The organism is Lujinxingia vulgaris, from assembly GCF_007997005.1.
In the GTDB taxonomy this organism is placed as follows: Bacteria; Myxococcota_A; Bradymonadia; order Bradymonadales; family Bradymonadaceae; genus Lujinxingia.
The window spans coordinates 44,487-61,029 of record NZ_VOSL01000054.1 but is presented as its reverse complement, the minus strand read 5'-3'; the positions used below and the strand labels follow the sequence as shown (position 1 = coordinate 61,029).

The 16,543-nt window shown below is 65.7% G+C and carries 16 protein-coding genes; 10 read left to right on the top strand and 6 right to left on the bottom strand.

Annotation, left to right across the window (positions count from 1 at the left end; all coding sequences use genetic code 11):
- Positions 1-6: 6 nt before the first annotated feature.
- Positions 7-558, top strand: coding sequence for a cupin domain-containing protein (locus tag FRC96_RS12830; RefSeq protein WP_230470207.1), 552 nt, complete (start codon positions 7-9; stop codon positions 556-558).
- Positions 559-621: 63 nt separating this feature from the next.
- Positions 622-1,596 (top strand): NAD(P)H-binding protein, encoded by a 975-nt coding sequence (locus FRC96_RS12825; RefSeq protein ID WP_146974883.1) that lies wholly within the window; start codon positions 622-624, stop codon positions 1,594-1,596.
- Positions 1,597-1,638: 42 nt separating this feature from the next.
- Here FRC96_RS12825 and FRC96_RS12820 read toward each other — a convergent pair whose 3' ends face one another.
- The 3 genes from FRC96_RS12820 to FRC96_RS12810 all read right to left on the bottom strand — a co-directional run bounded on the left by FRC96_RS12820 (position 1,639) and on the right by FRC96_RS12810 (position 3,988).
- Positions 1,639-2,538 (bottom strand): ABC transporter substrate-binding protein, encoded by a 900-nt coding sequence (locus FRC96_RS12820; protein ID WP_146974882.1) that lies wholly within the window; start codon positions 2,536-2,538, stop codon positions 1,639-1,641.
- A gap of 254 nt (positions 2,539-2,792) precedes the next feature.
- Positions 2,793-3,356, bottom strand: a complete 564-nt coding sequence (locus FRC96_RS12815; protein WP_146974881.1) for a hypothetical protein — start codon at positions 3,354-3,356, stop codon at positions 2,793-2,795.
- A 95-nt stretch (positions 3,357-3,451) separates the two neighbouring features.
- Complete coding sequence (locus tag FRC96_RS12810) at positions 3,452-3,988, bottom strand: hypothetical protein (protein WP_146974880.1); 537 nt, start codon at positions 3,986-3,988, stop codon at positions 3,452-3,454.
- Between the two features lie 372 nt (positions 3,989-4,360).
- Here FRC96_RS12810 and FRC96_RS12805 point away from each other — a divergent pair, with 372 nt between their 5' ends.
- The 6 genes from FRC96_RS12805 (at position 4,361) to trpA (ending at position 10,593) form a co-directional block, all read left to right on the top strand.
- Positions 4,361-5,851, top strand: coding sequence for a carboxypeptidase M32 (locus FRC96_RS12805; RefSeq protein ID WP_146974879.1), 1,491 nt, complete (start codon positions 4,361-4,363; stop codon positions 5,849-5,851).
- Between the two features lie 5 nt (positions 5,852-5,856).
- Positions 5,857-6,819, top strand: coding sequence for a hypothetical protein (locus FRC96_RS12800; RefSeq protein ID WP_146974878.1), 963 nt, complete (start codon positions 5,857-5,859; stop codon positions 6,817-6,819).
- A gap of 207 nt (positions 6,820-7,026) precedes the next feature.
- Positions 7,027-8,052 (top strand): penicillin-insensitive murein endopeptidase, encoded by a 1,026-nt coding sequence (locus tag FRC96_RS12795; RefSeq protein WP_146974877.1) that lies wholly within the window; start codon positions 7,027-7,029, stop codon positions 8,050-8,052.
- Positions 8,053-8,117: 65 nt separating this feature from the next.
- The gene (locus tag FRC96_RS12790; protein WP_146974876.1) at positions 8,118-8,597 is read left to right on the top strand and encodes an SRPBCC family protein; all 480 of its coding nucleotides are present in this window, start codon (positions 8,118-8,120) and stop codon (positions 8,595-8,597) included.
- Positions 8,597-9,793, top strand: coding sequence for a pyridoxal-phosphate dependent enzyme (locus FRC96_RS12785; protein WP_146974875.1), 1,197 nt, complete (start codon positions 8,597-8,599; stop codon positions 9,791-9,793). The genes FRC96_RS12790 and FRC96_RS12785 overlap by 1 nt, the downstream gene beginning before the upstream one ends.
- On the top strand, positions 9,790-10,593 hold the full coding sequence (gene trpA, locus FRC96_RS12780; protein ID WP_146974874.1) for a tryptophan synthase subunit alpha: 804 nt from the start codon (positions 9,790-9,792) through the stop codon (positions 10,591-10,593). Before FRC96_RS12785 ends, trpA begins: the two co-directional genes overlap by 4 nt.
- Before the next feature lie 50 nt (positions 10,594-10,643).
- Here the strand turns inward: trpA and FRC96_RS12775 are convergent, their stop codons facing one another.
- A complete protein-coding gene (locus FRC96_RS12775; protein WP_146974873.1) occupies positions 10,644-12,911 on the bottom strand; it encodes a mechanosensitive ion channel family protein in 2,268 nt (755 codons plus the stop codon).
- Between the two features lie 240 nt (positions 12,912-13,151).
- Here FRC96_RS12775 and FRC96_RS12770 point away from each other — a divergent pair, with 240 nt between their 5' ends.
- Together FRC96_RS12770 and FRC96_RS12765 are read left to right on the top strand one after the other, a co-directional pair.
- The gene (locus tag FRC96_RS12770; RefSeq protein ID WP_146974872.1) at positions 13,152-13,652 is read left to right on the top strand and encodes a hypothetical protein; all 501 of its coding nucleotides are present in this window, start codon (positions 13,152-13,154) and stop codon (positions 13,650-13,652) included.
- Positions 13,649-14,326, top strand: a complete 678-nt coding sequence (locus tag FRC96_RS12765) for a hypothetical protein (protein ID WP_146974871.1) — start codon at positions 13,649-13,651, stop codon at positions 14,324-14,326. Before FRC96_RS12770 ends, FRC96_RS12765 begins: the two co-directional genes overlap by 4 nt.
- On the opposite strand, the gene FRC96_RS12760 is transcribed toward FRC96_RS12765, so the two are convergent.
- Together FRC96_RS12760 and FRC96_RS12755 are read right to left on the bottom strand one after the other, a co-directional pair.
- Entirely contained in the window at positions 14,271-15,380 is a 1,110-nt protein-coding gene (locus FRC96_RS12760) for a matrixin family metalloprotease (RefSeq protein WP_230470206.1), read from the bottom strand. The genes FRC96_RS12765 and FRC96_RS12760 overlap by 56 nt on opposite strands.
- 2 nt (positions 15,381-15,382) lie before the next feature.
- Positions 15,383-16,438, bottom strand: a complete 1,056-nt coding sequence (locus tag FRC96_RS12755) for a SurA N-terminal domain-containing protein (protein ID WP_146974869.1) — start codon at positions 16,436-16,438, stop codon at positions 15,383-15,385.
- Positions 16,439-16,543 lie beyond the last annotated feature (105 nt).

Here is a 16,543-nt window from a genome sequence, read left to right as displayed (position 1 = left end):
GTGAGGATGCGCGGAGCAAAGTTGGTGGTGGCCCTGATCATCGCCGCCGGTGTCGGAAGTCTTACGACGGCGGTGGTGGCACAGACCGAGAGCGCGCAGCCGGTGGTGGTCAACGCCCACCGGGTGCAGCAGCGGGTCGGTGATGATGGTCAGATGCGTGTGGCCAACCTGCTGCGCGGCGAGCAAGCCTACATGGGGCGATGGACGCTCGCTCCCAACGCCCAGACCTCGCCGCGCACCGCCGAGGCCGAGACCTACCTCTATGTGCTTGAGGGCAGCGCCGTGGCGATGATCGCCGGCCAGAGCTACATCATCGGGCCCGATATGGCCGTGTACGTGCCGGCCGGGGCCGAGCTGAGCTTTACCAACGGCGCGGAGCGCCTTGTGGCGGTGCAGGTGTTCGCGCCGGGTGAGGAGGCGGCGCGTTACCAGGAGTGGCGCCTGCGTGACGATGGTGAGTCGTGGCCCCGGCGGCGCACCCGACCTCGGGTGCGAACCCGCCAATCCGCGCTGCCGATTGAGGCGCCGGCATCCGGGGAGCTGGCCTTGCAACCTTAAGCGCGGTGCGCATCCTTGCCCCACACCAATGAGAGTAACGCGGCACCGGCGCGAGGATGTGAGATGGGCGACAAAAGCACGATTCAGCGAGTCTTATTGACCGGCGCAACCGGCTTTGTCGGAAGCGCGCTCTACCCCGCGCTTGTCGACGCGGGCTTTGATGTGGTCTGCGCCACCCGAAGCCCCGAGCGGGCGCGACGCGAGCAGCCCGAGAAGACCTGGGTGGGGCTCGATGTGGAGGATGGCGCGTCGGTGCGACGCGCGATGGAAGGCTGCGACGCGGCGTATTATCTGGTCCATCGCATGAGCGACGCCGAGGACTATGAGGCGCGCGAGACCTCCGCGGCTATGAACTTCCTGGAGGCCGCGACACGCGCCGGCGTCAAGCGCATCGTCTACCTGGGCGGGGTCAAGCCGCGGCGAGAGCCTTCGAGACATCTGCGAAGCCGGTTGGTGACGGGCGCGATCTTGAGGAGCGGGGAGGTCTGCACCATCGAGCTCCGGGCGTCGATGATCATCGGCGCGGGAAGCGCCAGCTGGCAGCTCCTGCGCGACATCTCGGTGCGCCTCCCGATGATGCTCTGCCCGCGCTGGTTGCGGAACCGCACAGAACCGGTGGCCATTGACGACGTGGTGCGCGCGCTGGCCGCCGCGCTGACGCTTGAGCACGAAGGCAGCGCCAGCTTTGATATCCCCGGACCCGAGGTGGTGACTTTTCAGGAGTGTGTGCGCCGCGCGGCCGAGGCCGTGGGTAACGACCCGGTGATGGTCAACGTGCCCCTGCTCACCCCGCATCTCTCGACCTACTGGTTGCGCCTTGTGACGGGCACCAACCTGCACCTGGCCCGCGAGTTGGTCGAAGGCTTAAAGACCGATCTTCTGGCCCGTGATGCCCGCTTCTGGGAGCTGATCGGCGTCGAGGAACTCGTCTCTATTGACGAGGCCATCGCGCGGGCGCTCAAGGCGGAGCCTTCGGGGGGCAACACCTACGAGCGGGCGATCAAACGCGTCTACCGCGACCCCCACGCCAGCGCGTGACGTGGGGGCTCCGGTCGACCTTCGTACAAAAGGGCGCCTGGCTCAGCGCAGCACCAGCGCGTTGGTCCAGTAGTTGGCCTTGCCCGGGCGGCTCTTGATCAGCGCGTTCTCGGCCATCCAGGCTTCCAGCTGGCCGTAGTAATCCTCACTCATCGAAAAATCGAAGGTGAAGCAGGGCACCGTGGCGTCAAAGATGGCCTGGCCGAGCTCGGTATCCAGCGAGTTCTCGGTGGCCTCATTGTAGATGGCGCGCGCCTCTTTCGGATACTGGTGAATGAAGTCGATGCCGCGCCCCATCACCTTGAGCAGCGTATCGAAGACCTCGCGTTTTTCGTCGAGCAGCGCCGGGCTGGTGATCAGAATGAGCTGACAAAAATCCGGCACGCCCCAGTCTTTGAGCGCGAAGAAGTCCGCGTCGACGCCGCGATGGCGAGCCTCCACAACCTCAAAGTTAAAAAACGCCAGCGTGGCCACATCGGCCTTATCTTCGAGTAGGGCGTCGGTGTGGTAAAAGCTGTTGTTCACGCGCTCAAAATCATCGGCTGTGCAGCTGCCGCCGTCGGCGCGCACCATCGTGCCCACGATCGCCGGCCCGCCCGGGCCCGGCGCGCCCGGGTACTGGATGCGTTTGCCGACCATGTCGCGGGGGCGCTCGATGCCCGCGTTTCTCAAGAACATCACGCCGCCGTTGGTGTGCAGAAAGCGCGCAAAGCCCACCACCGCATCGCCTTTGGCCTTATCTTCCACCAGGTGCAGGGGCTCGGTGATCGCCACCTCCATCTCACCGCGCGCGATCGCGTCGACGGCGTCAAGGTGCTCGGCGGGCTCAATCAACTCGAGTTCAATACCGGCATCCTTGAACCAGCCTTTGCGCTGGCCAATGAGGAAGGGAAGGTGGTCGGGGTTGAGGAACCATTCCAGTCCCAGTCGCAGCTTTTGCATCGCAATCCTCGCAAGTCAGGGTGGGGGAAGCATGTGAGAGAACGCCCGCAGCGATCGCAGATTCGCGGCGCGGAGGCAAGGTGGGAGGTTGGGGCTGGCGGAAGTTGGGGGAGGGCGCGGCGTTCGAGAAGTAGGTAGGGGAGCAAGGTTTGACGACTGAGAGATTCGGCCGGATGCAAAAACGCCCCACGGCACCTGGGAGGTGCGGTGGGGCGTTCTTTCAAACATATAAAAATGGAGCGATGCCAGCAGAGTTAGTCGATGATCTGATCCGCGCGTTGGGGGCAGTGCGAACCTTCGGGGGCGATGGTTTCGTAATACTCAAACCCGAGACCGGCTGGCCAGCCAATCTCCGTGAGACGGTCTTCGGGAACGCACACGATGTCATAAAGACACTGACCGGTGTCCTTCTCATATTTGATAGGCCACCAGAGGCAGGGCGTCTCGCGGACCATGGTCTCGGTAGGGTTGTTGATGTCGAGCCATATGGCCGGATTTCTGCAGTAAGAGTAGTACTCGGGGATGGGGCCGGTGTCTCCAAAATGTTCGTCGCAATAGTCCCAGCTTCCGCCGAACCCGTCTTCGGTGCGAATGCAGTAGGGGCCGCGGTAACCATTGAAATTATGATCCATCCACTCATAATAGGCTTCGGAGTGGAGGAAGTAGGCGCTGTCTGTGCAGTGAGGGAGTTCGGGGGGGGTGGGTTCTTCGAAACTAAACACATCGTAATTTGCATTGCCGTCGTTTGATGTGGCCTGCGAACAGGCCAGCGTCGACGCAAGCATGATCGTCTTTATAAGCCGTGCTGATGTCTGCATCGATACCGCCTGAGGTTATGGGGCCTGTAAATTAGGACTCTTTTAAATAAAACGTCGGGCGTCGCGGTGCATTGTGTTGTGATACATGTGTTGGATTAGCCCTCACTCGGCGGCTGCGGGCCTGGACCCGGATCGTTCGTCTCATCAGGGCATTCATCATAATAATCGAAGTCAGAACCTGCCGGCCAACCAATCTCATGCAGGCGGTTGCGCGGAACGCACACGAAGTCATGAAAGCAATTTCCTTCGTCGTCTTCGCCGAGAAGCGGCCACCAGGTACAGGGTGTTTGGCGATTCAGTTGAGTGCCTTCAGACGTAGATGTAACCGGGGCGTCGCAGTGGTAGTAATACTCTTCAATGGGTTCAGATGAACCACAATGCGGGGCTGTCCCTCCAAAGCCATCTTCACGGATGCAAAAGGGGCTTTTGCCGCTTGATGTCAACGTGATCCATTGGAGATTGTAGTCCGTTTGAAACTCCATCTGCTCCATATCTGTGCATTTTGGAGGGCCAAAGTCGACATCTTGATCGCCAGCATCCTCAGCGTCCACGGAGGACGCTTCGGAGCAGGCGATGAGGGCGACACAACACACGGTGTATAGAAGTGTGGATAAACGATAGAACGCACGCATAGCTCTCCTGAAGAAGATGAGGCGCGGGGACTTGAAATAGCTGTGCATTCACCCTGCGGGGGGAGGGTGTTGTGGTCAAGGTGGGATTTCGCCTTTGCTTAAGAAGCGAGGGAGGGGCGAATGGCGAGACGTTGGCGAGTATGGGGTAAGTGGTCGCGTCTAAAAGGTTTTCTAAAGGGCGGTCGTGCGCCCGTCAGACCCGCGAGCGGGCGGCAGGTGGGCTTTACGAAATGAGCGCGATTGCGACTTGAAACTTGAAAGGGTGGGCCGGACGTGGGTAGGTTCTGCGCGAGATGGCCTCCGTCGGCGGTGAGCTACGCGCTCGCTGCTGGATGTGACCCCCCGGGCAACCCGCAACATCAGGACAAAAAGATGAGCGCTTACGCAGAGTTGGAAGAGCATTTTGGGAAGATCGGTCGGTTGGGCGACGCGGTGGGGGTGCTCTACTGGGATATGGCGACGATGATGCCGGCCGGGGGGGCGGAGGCGCGCAGCGAGCAGATCGCGACCTTGAGGGTGATTCATCACGAGCTGCAGACCGACCCCAAACTCGCCGGGCTCTTTGAGCAGGTCGATGGCGAGTCGCTGGATGCCTGGCAGAAGGCCAACGTCGAGGAGATGCGTCGGCAGTACACGCACGCCACGGCGGTGCCCTCCGATCTTGTGAGCCGGCTGAGCCGCAAGGGCGCGCAGACCGAGATGGTCTGGCGCTCCGCGCGCGCCGACAACGACTTCGCTCGCCTCGCCCCGCACCTGGCCGAGACGGTGGAGCTTGTCCGGGAGACGGCGCGTATTAAGGCGGAGGCGCTGGGTGTGACGCCTTATGACGCGCTCCTCGACCAGTATGAGCCGGGCGGGTCTTCGGCGAAGATCGATGCCATCTTTGATGATCTGGCGGGTTTCTTGCCCGAGTTTCTCGAAGCGGTGCTCGCCCACCAGGCCGCGCAGCCCGAGGCGGTGATGCCCACCGGCGATTTTTCGGTGGCGCGTCAGGAGAAGGTCGCGCGCGAGCTGATGGCGACCCTGGGCTTTGATTTTGAGCACGGGCGACTCGATACGAGCCATCACCCCTTCTGCGGTGGGGTGCCCGATGATGTGCGTCTGACGACCTATTACGATCCCAAGGGTTTCATTAAGGGGATGATGGGCGTGCTGCACGAGACCGGGCACGCGCTCTACGAGCGCGGTCTTCCGGCCGATTGGCGCTACCAGCCGGTGGGCGCGGCGCGGGGGATGAGCGTGCACGAGAGCCAGTCCTTGCTGGTGGAGATGCAGGCCTGCCGCAGCCGGGCGTTCGCGACCTATGTGGCGCCGATTTATAAAGATGCGTTTGCGGGGACTGGCGAGGCCTGGGAGGTCGATAACCTCTACCGCGTGATGACGCGGGTGCAGCGCAGCCTGATTCGCGTGGACGCCGATGAGGTGACCTACCCGGCGCACGTGATTCTGCGCTACCGCCTGGAGAAGGCGATGCTCTCGGGCGACTTGCAGGTGGCCGACCTGCCCGGCGCCTGGCGCGAGGGCATGAAGGAGCTTCTGGGCATCGAGCCCGAAGACGATCGTGACGGCTGCATGCAGGATATCCACTGGATGGACGGCACCATCGGCTACTTCCCGACCTACACCCTGGGGGCGATGACGGCGGCGCAGCTCTTTGCGGCGGCCGACCGTGAGCTGGGCGATGTCGAGGCGCAGCTTGAGCGCGGGGAGTTTGGCGGGCTGATGGGCTGGATGGGCGAGAAGATTCACGCGAAGGGCTCGTTGCTCTCGACCGACGCGCTGTTGACGGAGGCGACGGGTGAGACCTTGAACGCGCGATACTTCAAAGATCACTTGCGCCGCCGCTACCTGCCCGAGGGATGAGTCTGTTGGTCGACGTGAAGACGATGGAAAACACGCCGCGGGAGGAGGTGCCGCGGCGTTTTTATGAGGATCTCGAACGCTGGCTGGGGCGGCTCGACGCCAAGAACGCCGCGCTCGGCGCGCGCATTGAGGCGTTGTGTGCGGAGTATCCGAGCGCGGCGCGGCTTGCGCGGGAGCTCGAGACGATCGTGGCGAGCGATGAGCGCTTTGCGCGGCGGCTGCGCGACTGGCCCTGGGGCGAGAGCTTTGGGGCGTTGCTCGGGGAGTGGCGCGAGCGTTTGAGCGCAGAAGATGGCGCGGATCGCGGCGTGGTCTGGTCGTGGAGTGAGACTCGGCAGCGCTTTGCGGCTGCTGGCGAGGGCGGTGATTTTCGGGCGGGGAGCTCGACATGCGCGCGCCTGATCGAAGCGCTGGTGGTGGAGGCCGGGGAGGTCAGCTATCCGATCATTTTCAACCACGATGTGGAGGTGAACCACCGCGCGGTGGCCCGGGCGGCGGCGATGCGGCTCTCGAAGCTCGCTGCGGAGCGAGCTGGCGAGGAGGTCGGTCAGGACAGCGTGGCGTTTGAGGATGATGCGGCGAGGGGAGAGGCCCGGGAGGTGGTGCCGGAGCGGGAGCTGGTGCGGCAGATTGAGGATTTTGTCACCACCGATCCGCGGGCTCACGAGCGACGCTGGGTGGAGGGCCGGGCGCGCGGGGCGGTCGAGGAGCGCGAGCTTCGCGAGGCCGGCGGAGCCCGGGTACGCCTTGTGGTGGAGCGGGCGCACCTGCGTGTGCGGCGCATCGAGCAGGCGCGCAGCGAGGTGGTGCGAAAGCGCCATCATGTCTTTGTGGACCCGGCGCCGGAGCAGGTGCACGACCGCTACTTTGCGCACGAAGAAGGGCTGGATGAGGCCGTGGAGCGCTGGCTCCGTGAGCGCATTGAGGCGGGCTTCCGCGTTTTTGTCGAGCGCGTCGATGAGGCTTGAAGCGCGTTCTGCGGTGAGCATGTTTGGGTGAGGTAAGTGTCCGAAAAATAAGGGGATGGGGCGATGTTTGGGGCCGCGTGAGCGCGCAGGGGCCCCCGGCGCGCCGGCTTGACTTTGAGGTGGAGCTGGCATAATCGGGAGGGTGTTTTGCTTTTTGCGCAGCTCCCCGGTGAGCGACGTTTCTCAGATTTCCAGGAGCCAGAGACGATGGTGCGACGACGCAAGAATCTCCTTTTGTCAGGATGTATGACCGGGCTTTTGATGGCCCTGAGCAGCGCCACGGCTTTTGCCGCTGACAACTCCGCGGAGGAAGAGGTCCGCTACCACCAGCTCGCCGATGGCGAGACCCTGGGCACGGTGGCGATGCAGTATCAGGTGGGCATTGATGAGCTGCTGACCTGGAATGACCTGGAGAGCGTGCACGTGCCCCCGGAGACCACTCTGGTGGTCAAGAGCAGCCAGGAGGTGCAGGGCTCCTCCGATCCCCTGCCGGTGATTCATATCATTCGACGCGGCGACACCTTTGAGGGGATCGCGCGTCGTTACGGGGTGACGATCCGTCAGGTGCAGCGCTGGAATCGCCGCCTGAACCCGCGTCGCCTGCAACTTGGTGCGCAGGTGCGGCTGCATATCCCCGGGGCCGACGGCAAGTCGGTGAGCTATGGCGCGGCCAACGGCGGGCGGCTCTACAATGGCGTGGCGATGCAGACGACTCCGGGGATGCGCGTGCGCAACGTGGCGCGCGCCTACGGCACCCAGCGGGTAGTGCGCCTGTTGCAGGCCGCCGGCGCCGATGTGCAGGCGCGCTGGCCCGATGCGCCGGACCTGGTGGTGGGAAGCCTGAGCGTGCGCAACGGCGGGCGGCTGCGTCCGCACCGCTCCCACCAGAGCGGGCGAGATGTGGATCTGACCTACTACCACCGCGGCAACGTGGAGCTCCCGGATTTTCGCGACATGAGCGTGGAGACCTTTGACGCGGTCAAAAACTGGCATCTCTACAAGACGCTGATCGACAGCGGTCAGGTGGAGTTCATGTTCATCGACTATCAGCTCCAGCGGGCGCTCTACGATTACGCGATCTCGATCGGCTACACCCCCGAAGATCTGGAGCCGATCCTGCAATACCCCCGCGGGGCCAATGTGCGCGCTGGGATCATTCGGCACTCGCGCGGGCACCTCAATCACGTGCATATCCGCTTTACGTGCGGACCTGAGGATCGCGGCTGCCATTGAGCAGGCGCCGGTCTGGACGATGCAATGACGATGTATGGATGCTCCACCCCCACAGAAGGTGATGTATGGCATGGATTGAAGGTTCGGCAACGAAGACAGTGATCATCAACGCTCCTCTCGATGAGGTGGCCGAGGTCTTTGCCTCGCCAGCTCAGCTCAAAGAGAGCATGGAGAATCTGGAGCGTTTTGAGGCGGTCGACGATCGCACCTACCGCTGGTTGCTCAAGCCGATGGGTGCCAAAGGCATCACCTTTCAGGGGGATTACACGGTGCGCTATGCGCGTGAGGGCAACGTGGTGCGCTGGGAGAGCCTGGAGGGGGGCACGATGAAGACTCGCGGCAGCGCGCGTCTTCGTGAGGTGGGGGCGGGCCGAACCGAGGTGAGTTACGAGGAGACGCTGGCCAGCGATCTTCCGATCCCGAAGCTGGGCGCGAAGATGTTTCGGCCGATTGTGGCGCGGGAGATCGTGCGCGGCGTGGAGAGCTTCCTCGACCAGGTCAAGCGTTACGTCGACGCCGGGAAGCACCGCAGCGGTCAGAGCTGATGGGCAGCCCGGCCTGCGGCGCGTTTGGAGAGTTCGGGGGGCGGTTTGTAGCCGAGGCGCTCTGGTCGCCGCTGGCCGAGGTGGCCGAGGTGTTTGAGGAGGCCCTGGGCGATCCGAGCTTTGCGGCGCGGGTGCACGGCTGGGCGGAGCAGCGTCTGGGGCGGCCCACGCCGCTGAGTCATCTGGGAGGGCTCTCAGAAGCGCTTGGCGGCGCGCAGATCTGGCTCAAGCGTGAAGACCTGCTTAGCGGAGGCTCGTTCTGCGGGGTCGTGGCCCTGACCCAGGCGCTGGTCGCAGTGCGACTGGGCCGCACGGAGCTCGTGGGAGAGACGGCCACCGGCGACTTCGGGGTGGCGCTGGGGCAGGTGGGGCTTGCGCTGGGGCTGAAGGTCCGCGTCTTTATGACCCGCGATGATATGGCCGCCGAGCCCGCCGCGGTGCGGCGTATGGAAGAGATGGGGCTTGCGCTGGAGCCGGTCGAAGGCCCGGCCCGCGGACGACGCGGGGCGATGGCCGAGGCGTTGCGCTATGTGGCCTGCGGGCCGGAGCGGGCCTTTTATGTGACGAGCTCGCTGGCCAGCCCGGACCCTTACCCGCGCATGGTGGCGTTCGGCGCGGAGATCATTGGCAATGAGTGCGCCCGGCAGCTGCGTGAGCGCGGGGTGAGCGCCGACTACGTGGTCGCGCCGGTGGGCAGCGGCGGGTTTGCCTGCGGGCTTTTTGGCGCGTTTGTGCAGGAGGGCTCGGTGCCCGGCGTGCAGCTTGTGGGGGTGCAGTCCGGCGGTGACGCCAGCCCGACCAAAGGCGCGGCCAGCCTGGTGCGGGGGCGAGTGGGGGTGCATATGGGCACGCGCTCCTTTGTGTTGCAGGACGAGCTGGGCCAGGTGGTCACGCCCCTGACGGATGCGGCCGGGATGGCGATGCCGGTGGTCGGCCCGCAGCACGCGCGCTGGATGCGCACAGGTCAGGTCCAGTACGTGGAGCTGGCGGACGCGGAGGCCTACGCGGCGGTGCGCACGCTGGCCCGCTCCGAGGGCATTCTGGCGTGTCTGGAGAGCGGCTACGGGCTGGCGTATGCGCTGCGTCTGGCGCCGACGCTCCCGGAGGATGCGCATGTGGTGGTGGGGCTGAGTGGCGATGGTTCGCGGGACCTGGGGCGTCTGGCGCGCGCGCGTGGCGAAGGAGCCTCATCATGAACGATCGGCTCAACACGCTGGAGGAGCGCGCCTCGGCGCGCCGACCTCTCTTGATGGTGGCGCTGGTGGCGGGAGATCCGCATCTGGACGCCACCCTCGACTACATGGGGATTCTGGCCGAAGCCGGCGTCGATGTGGTCGAGCTCATTGTGCCCTTCTCCGAGCCTGCCTACCACGGCGCGGTGTTGCAGCGGGCGATGGCGCGTGCGGTCAACGAGCACCTGGACTGGGCTCAGATCGAAGAGATCGCCGCGGAGTTTCGGCGCTCCTACCCCTCGGTGGCGCTGGTCGTCTCGACGTACCTCAATCGTCTGATGGTGGCTCCGACAGGGCCAATCCTTGAGGGGCTTCAGAGCGCCGGGGTCGACGCGTTGTGGATCTATGATCTTCCGATGGAGGAGGCCGCCGAGGTCGACGCGCTCAGCGAGTCGGCCGGCCTGCCGCTGGTGCGGGCGGTCTCGGCCACCACCTCGCTGGAGCGTTTTCGGGAGATCGCCCGGCGCGCTCAGGCGCCGATCATCTGGACGGGGCACAGCGGTGGGGAGCTCACGCTGACCGGGCAGGCCTTTGAGGAGCGGCTGCGCACCTTTGGTGAGTATACGCGCCGGCCGATCTTTGCGTCGATGGGGGTGACCACCGGCGCGGAGGCGCAGGCGGTGGTGCAGGCGGCCGACGGGGTGCTGGTGGGGAGCTCGGTGGCCTGGCTGCTGGAGGGGCGCGGGCCGGACGTCAAAGAGCGGCTTCGCCGACATGTGGTGGAGCTGCGCGCGCGCGTCGACGAGGTCGCCGGCCAGGGGTGAGGCCGCGCCCTATTCGTCATTTGATAGCGAGACATTTTCAGGGGGGGAGCTCAGTCCTCGGACTCCGAGGGGTGAGGCGGCTCGGCGCTGGCCGCCTCGCCAGACGCGCGCTCGGAGCGCTCTGTGCGTCTGGGGCCAAAGCCCAGCTGACGGTTGACCTCGGGCAAAAAGTCCACGCTTCGCAGGTGCACGTCGCGCTGGGGGAAGGGAATCTCGATGCCCGCCTCGTGCAGCACCTCCCACAGGATGAAGTTGAACTTGCCCCGCAGTTTGCGCTCGGTGGTGCTGCGGCAGTCAAAGTGCACAAGCAACTCAAAGTCGATGCTGTTGTCGCCAAAGCCCACAAGCCACACGTCCGGGGCGGGGTGAGGGAGGATGTTGCTGTCGCGGCTCGCCGCCTCCAGCAGGAGCTCTTCAACCTGACGGGGATCGGAGTTGTAGGAGACGCCGATCGGGATGTGCACGCGCACAATCGAGTCGTGGAAGGTCCAGTTGATGATGCGCCCGCTGACGATGTCTTTGCTCGGAATGAGCATGTCGTAGTTGTCCGGGGTGCGCACCACCACGCTGCGTGCACCCACCGCTTCGACCCGGCCGTAGACGTCGTTGACCGAGATGAAGTCGCCCTTTTTCACCGCGCGGCCAAAGAGCAGGATAAAGCCGCTGATGAGGTTCTCGGTGAGGTTTTGCAGGCCAAAGCCGATGCCCACCCCCAGGCTGGCCAGCACGACCATCACCGCCGAGGGCTGTACCCCCAGCGCCACCATGCAGAGCACAAACGCGATCACGATCAGCGCGTAGTTGATCAGCGTGTTGACCGCGTAGGCTACCCCCACATCGACGTTGAGGGCCGGGTAGACTTTGGCGTTGAGCAGCGCCTTGAAGAGGCGGATGGAGAGGACCGTAGCCACCACGATCAGCACGATCGTGAGCAGGCTGTAGATCGAGATCGCGACGTTGCCTACCGAGAGGAAGGGCACTTTAAGCAGCGCGACCACCGGCTCGTAGAGGGCGAGCAGGCGCAGCGCGAGGGTGATCACCAGCAGGCCCCCCAGGGCCAGCGTCCATTGTTCGATGGCGCGGAGCAGGGGGGAGGCCAGGGCGTCTTCTTCGCCCTCGGCCTCTTCGCGGGCCTCCTCGCTCTTATGGGCCACGTAGGCACGCAGGCGCTCGGCCGCCGAGAAGGAGAGGGTCAGCAGCACGATGAGCGCATAGCCGCGCGCCAGGATGAACGTCGCCGCGTGCACAAAGCCGGCGGCGTTAAAGAGCAGGAGCGCGATGGTGACGGCGAGCATCCCGTAGTAGTTCGCCGAGATGGCGCGGCGCACCATCGCGTAGAGGGGAGAGCGCTGGGGAGCCGGCAGGAGCGCGAGCACCGCGTCGCGTGCGAAGAAGAGGTAGATTGGCGCCAGCGCCAGCGTCAGCCGAAACGCAAACGCGACAAAGCCGATGGCGTCCGGGCGATACTCAAAATGATAGAGCGCGGTGAGCAGGAGCAAAAAGCCCAGGGAGATGCGCAGCGTGATCAGCGCAAAACGCTCCAGGCGCAGGTAGTGGGAGGTCGCGCCGGGGTCGACCGGGCTTAAGCGCAGCGTGGTCACAATCATGGCGTGCGCGGCGCGGTAGGCCAGCAGCCACCACAGCGCTCCAGAGAGCACCCGGGTCCACGCCACGCTGGAGAAGGCCGCCTGAATCGGGAAGTAGCTCAACGCCACCAGCAGCGCGATGGCCGCCGCTCGCCCCAGCAACAACACCAGGCTGCGCAGCACACTGGTCAGCCAGGGGGAGAGGTCGATGTGCACCAGGATCTGGCTGCGTCGGGCCACGCGCTGGGCCTGGCGGTCGAGCAGGATGAAGATGACCGCGAAGATCAGCAGGATGAGGATCGGCACCGCCCAGTCGACGAGCACCCAGGGGTTCACTTCGGCGATGTTCTCGCGCAGATCGCGCAGCCCGTCCCAGAGCGCGTAGGCGTCCGCCAACAGATGGTCGGCCAGGCTTAAGTCAAATTGCAGGGGCTCGCGGACGAGAAAGTCGGCGTAGTTTTGCTTCAGGAGCGACTGTGCCTGCTTCAGGCCCGGCTCCACCGAGTGCACATCAAGGCTGGGAGCCTCCGCCGTGTCTTCGGAGCCGCTCCCATCGGCGGCATTGCCACCGTTGCCGCTCTCCTCGGAGGGTTGCGGTGGGCCGACAAAGGGGATGTCGGGCTGCTGGGCGTTGATCGGGCTGAGCCACCCCAGGCTCAACGCGAGGAGCGCGGCCAGGGCGAGCACAAAGCGCAGCGTCGGGCGTGACTTTTGTGGCGAGGAGTCGAACATAGGTGCCAGGGCCGTCGACGGAAGATCATCGGGGAGGTGAAGGTTTCGTCATCGCGCGCGTCAATGTACGTGGCGACGCGGCATTCGTCACCTGCGCAACGCCCCGCGTCGGGTGCGGCGGGCGGGGCGGCCAGACGCCTTGAGCCTGTGGTTGCCCAACCCACCCCCTGCTGTTATAACTCCGTGCTGTCCACAGACCTTCGCGCGACGTGTCGCGATATCCATTTGAGGAGATACCCCATGAAGATCGCTCGTTTTTTCGCCGTGTTGCTGGTCACGCTGTTGCTCTCGTCGGTCGCAGTCGCTCAAGAGGCGGTGCAGAATGAGGAGTTCGGCGTGTCGGTCACGCCGCCGAGCGCCTGGGAAGTCAACGCCAGCGATGACAAGGCCGTCGCCAACTTCAAGCACGCCGAGACCAGCAGCCAGATTCAGGTGATCGGCACCAAGCTGATGAGCCAGGATGTGGCCGATGTCTTCTTCAGCACCTTCCACAAGACGCTGACGGAGTCGAGCTTTGAGCAGCAGAGCAGCGCGGCGTCGACCATCGGTGAGCGTGAGGGCAAGCTGAGCAGCTACGCCTACACCCACTCCGGTCAGACCGTGAACGTGCTGGTGTTTGAGTTTCTGCGCGAGGGTACCGCCTGGCTGGTGATCGGTTATATGCAGGATAGCGAAGCGTCGAACCTGCGCGGCGACTTCGACGCGGTGGTCTCCTCGATGAGCTTTGAGGCTGCCGAGTGAAGCTGAGCGTTGCCAACTTGAGCAGGCCCGCCGCTCATTGGAGCGCGCGGGCCTGTGTCGCTCTGGCGCTGGTGGGGAGCGTGGTGGCGATGTCGGTGTCGGCGCGCGCTCAGGAGCGCGCCGCGCCGCAGGCCGCGCCCGAGGTTCGCCAGGCCGAGGGGCTGCCCCGCACTCCCAGTGGGCGCGTGGCTCAGGAGGCCATCGAGGCCCGGGCGGAGGCGGTCGAGATCGAGTCGATCGGCGCGCGCATACGCCGCCCCACCGGGTGGGTGATCGTGCCGTCTGGCCCGGGTGCCGTGGCCACCTTTCGAGCCAGCGGCGACAGCGAGGCGCAGCTCGAGGTTCGCTTAAGTGGCGAGATCCTGGTGGGCCGCGCCGAGCGCTACGCCCAGAGCTTTCAGAACCAGATCCAGGGGGCGGGTTTTCGGGTGGAGACGGCCGAGCGCGACGTCGATTTTGGCGGGCGCACAGGCGATCTCATCACCTACGGCGTCGACGCCGATGGCGAGGCCTACCGCCTGATGACCTGGCTGCACCACAGCGAGGAGCAGATGTGGGTCTTCTCGCTCTTCTGCCTGGAGTCGCGCCAGGAGGCCTACCGCGAGGTCTTTGAGGAGCTCATTCTGGCGATGCAGTGGAGCGCTGTGCCCGCTGACGCGTCGAGCGGCGAGTAGCCGCACCGAGGAGCATGATCAGGAGGGGAAGCGCCGGGCTCTGCGAGGGGGCCGGGGTGTGTGCGCAGCCCCGGGGTGTGCCTTCGGCGTCGTCGGCGGGGGCAAAGGTGCAGACGGCCTCGTCGCGCTCGTCGTCTGGCCGGCAGGCGAAATGGGTGGGGCAGGCCGCATCCGACGCGCAGGGCTCCGAGCAGTAGCCGGTGCCGGTGGGCGCGTCGTCGATGAGGCAGAAGCCCGGGCAGTGCATCAGATCAAAAGCGCAGTAGTCGCCGGGCTGGCCGCGGTGCGGGTCGCAGACGCCCTCGACGCAGCGGCCGGCCTCGGGGCATTGGGCGTCACCGGAGCATTCGCGGCCCTCGGCGGGGAAGAGGGCGCAGAGGCCGAGCTTGTCGTCGGCGCTTAAGACGCGCTGGCGGCCGTCGCGCAGGTAGGCCGCGCTCATCGTCGCGGCGTTGTGGGCCGGCGTGTGCGAGAGGCCCAGCACGTGGCCAAGCTCGTGGGTGATGACCGCCTGAAGATCGACCGCCGGGCGTTCGGGCTCGGCATGCAGCTGGAAGGGATCGGGGGAGGAGCGCCAGACGACCAGCGCGCTGTTGAGGGTCACACGGGCGCGTTCCTCGGGTGAGGCCGCGTAGGTGGTCCAGGCGATGCGCTCGGCGTTGGGCCCGATGCCCGGCTCGAAGTTCACTTCGACCGCCTCCACCTCGCTGGCCTCCTCGCCGGCTTGCACCTCGGTCTTAAAGGCGACCTGCGCGCAGCCGACCGCGTTCCAGGTGCGGGCGGATGCTTCGAGGGCGGCGATCACCTCGGCGCGCGCCACGCCTTCGGGCATCGGGCCTTTGAGGCGAAGCGTCAGCGGCAGGTGATCGGGCTCGGGAGCAAACCCGTTGAACTCGGCGCGGGTCGAGTGGGGTAGGTCGGCCAGGGTGGGGGGAGGGGAGGCTTCGGCGTCGATCCAGCGAAGCTCGGCTGCCGCAGGAAGTGGCGAGAGCGAAGCGAGCGCTGCCAGCAGCGGGGCGCTCGCGCGCAGCTGGCGAGCTGGTGCGCGGCGCATGATCATGGTTGTGGCGAGGTGGCGTCGAGGCGCTGGATGTCGGCGTGCTCACGCAGGCGTTGCAGCAGGGCGCGGCGTTTCGACTCGAGCAGCGCGCGGTTGGCCCGCTCGCGCAAAAGGGGCTCGACCTCATCGAACTCCCGCACACCGGCCTCGCGGCGATCGTGGACGCAGTACACCGTCACGCTGCTTCCGTCGGGCGCGGGGACCACCGCGCTCCGCGCCGGGGAGTCACCGGTGCCAAAGAGTCGGAATCCGGCGGCGGCCGGGAACTGGTGGCGCTGGCGCCAGCCCAGATCGCGGTGGGTGGCGTCGTCGGGCAGAGCCTCGTTCGTGCAACGGGCCCGGCTGATGCGCGCGGCCTGCTGACGGTGCTTCGCCGGCAGGGTCACGCTGCTCACCCGCACCCGCGCGGCGGCCGGCCGTCCGGCGGCCACCCGGGCGTAGATCTCGCGGAGCTGCGCCTCACTCACGGCCGGCTCCTCGGCGGGTTTTTCGCGCGTTTCACCGAGCAAGGTGTGCTCCAGGATCATCGCGTCGCGAACCTCGCGACGAAAGTCGCTCATCGTGAGGTTCTCGGCCTGCAGGTAGCGCTGGAAGGCGGTGGTGGATCCAAAATGCTCTTCGACCCGCTCTTCGACCTCCAGATCCACGCGTTTGGGCGCGATCTCCACGGCGGCCTGGTCGATATGCTGGCGCAAAAGCTCGTGATCGATAAGCCGGTCGATGACCTCGTTGCGCTTGGCCTGGCGAATCGCCGGGTTAAAGGGGCGGCGCGCGTGACGGTAGAGCTCATCGATGCGGTCGAGGCGCCGCTCCACCTCGACGGCGTGGATGGGCACCGCGTTGACCCGCGCCACAACCGCGGAGGCCTCAACGCCGCCTGCCGCCCCGGGGGCGTCTGCACCCTCCGGGCTCACCTGGCCAGACGCCTCCGCTGTGGCCCGGGAGGGGGCGTCGGCGGGAGGCTCGCTCAAGCCCGGATCGCACCCCAGCACCGGGATCGCCAGAAGCAGGCTCAGCGTCTTTAAGCTCAACATGTGCAACAGAGGGTTCATAGAGGCGTCTTACAGGGAGTGGCCGGGGCTCGCAACAAGGGCGTATCGCATAGAGAGAATGCCGCTGATCGCGCTTTGCATTCCCTGCCCGGGTGGGCACCCGCG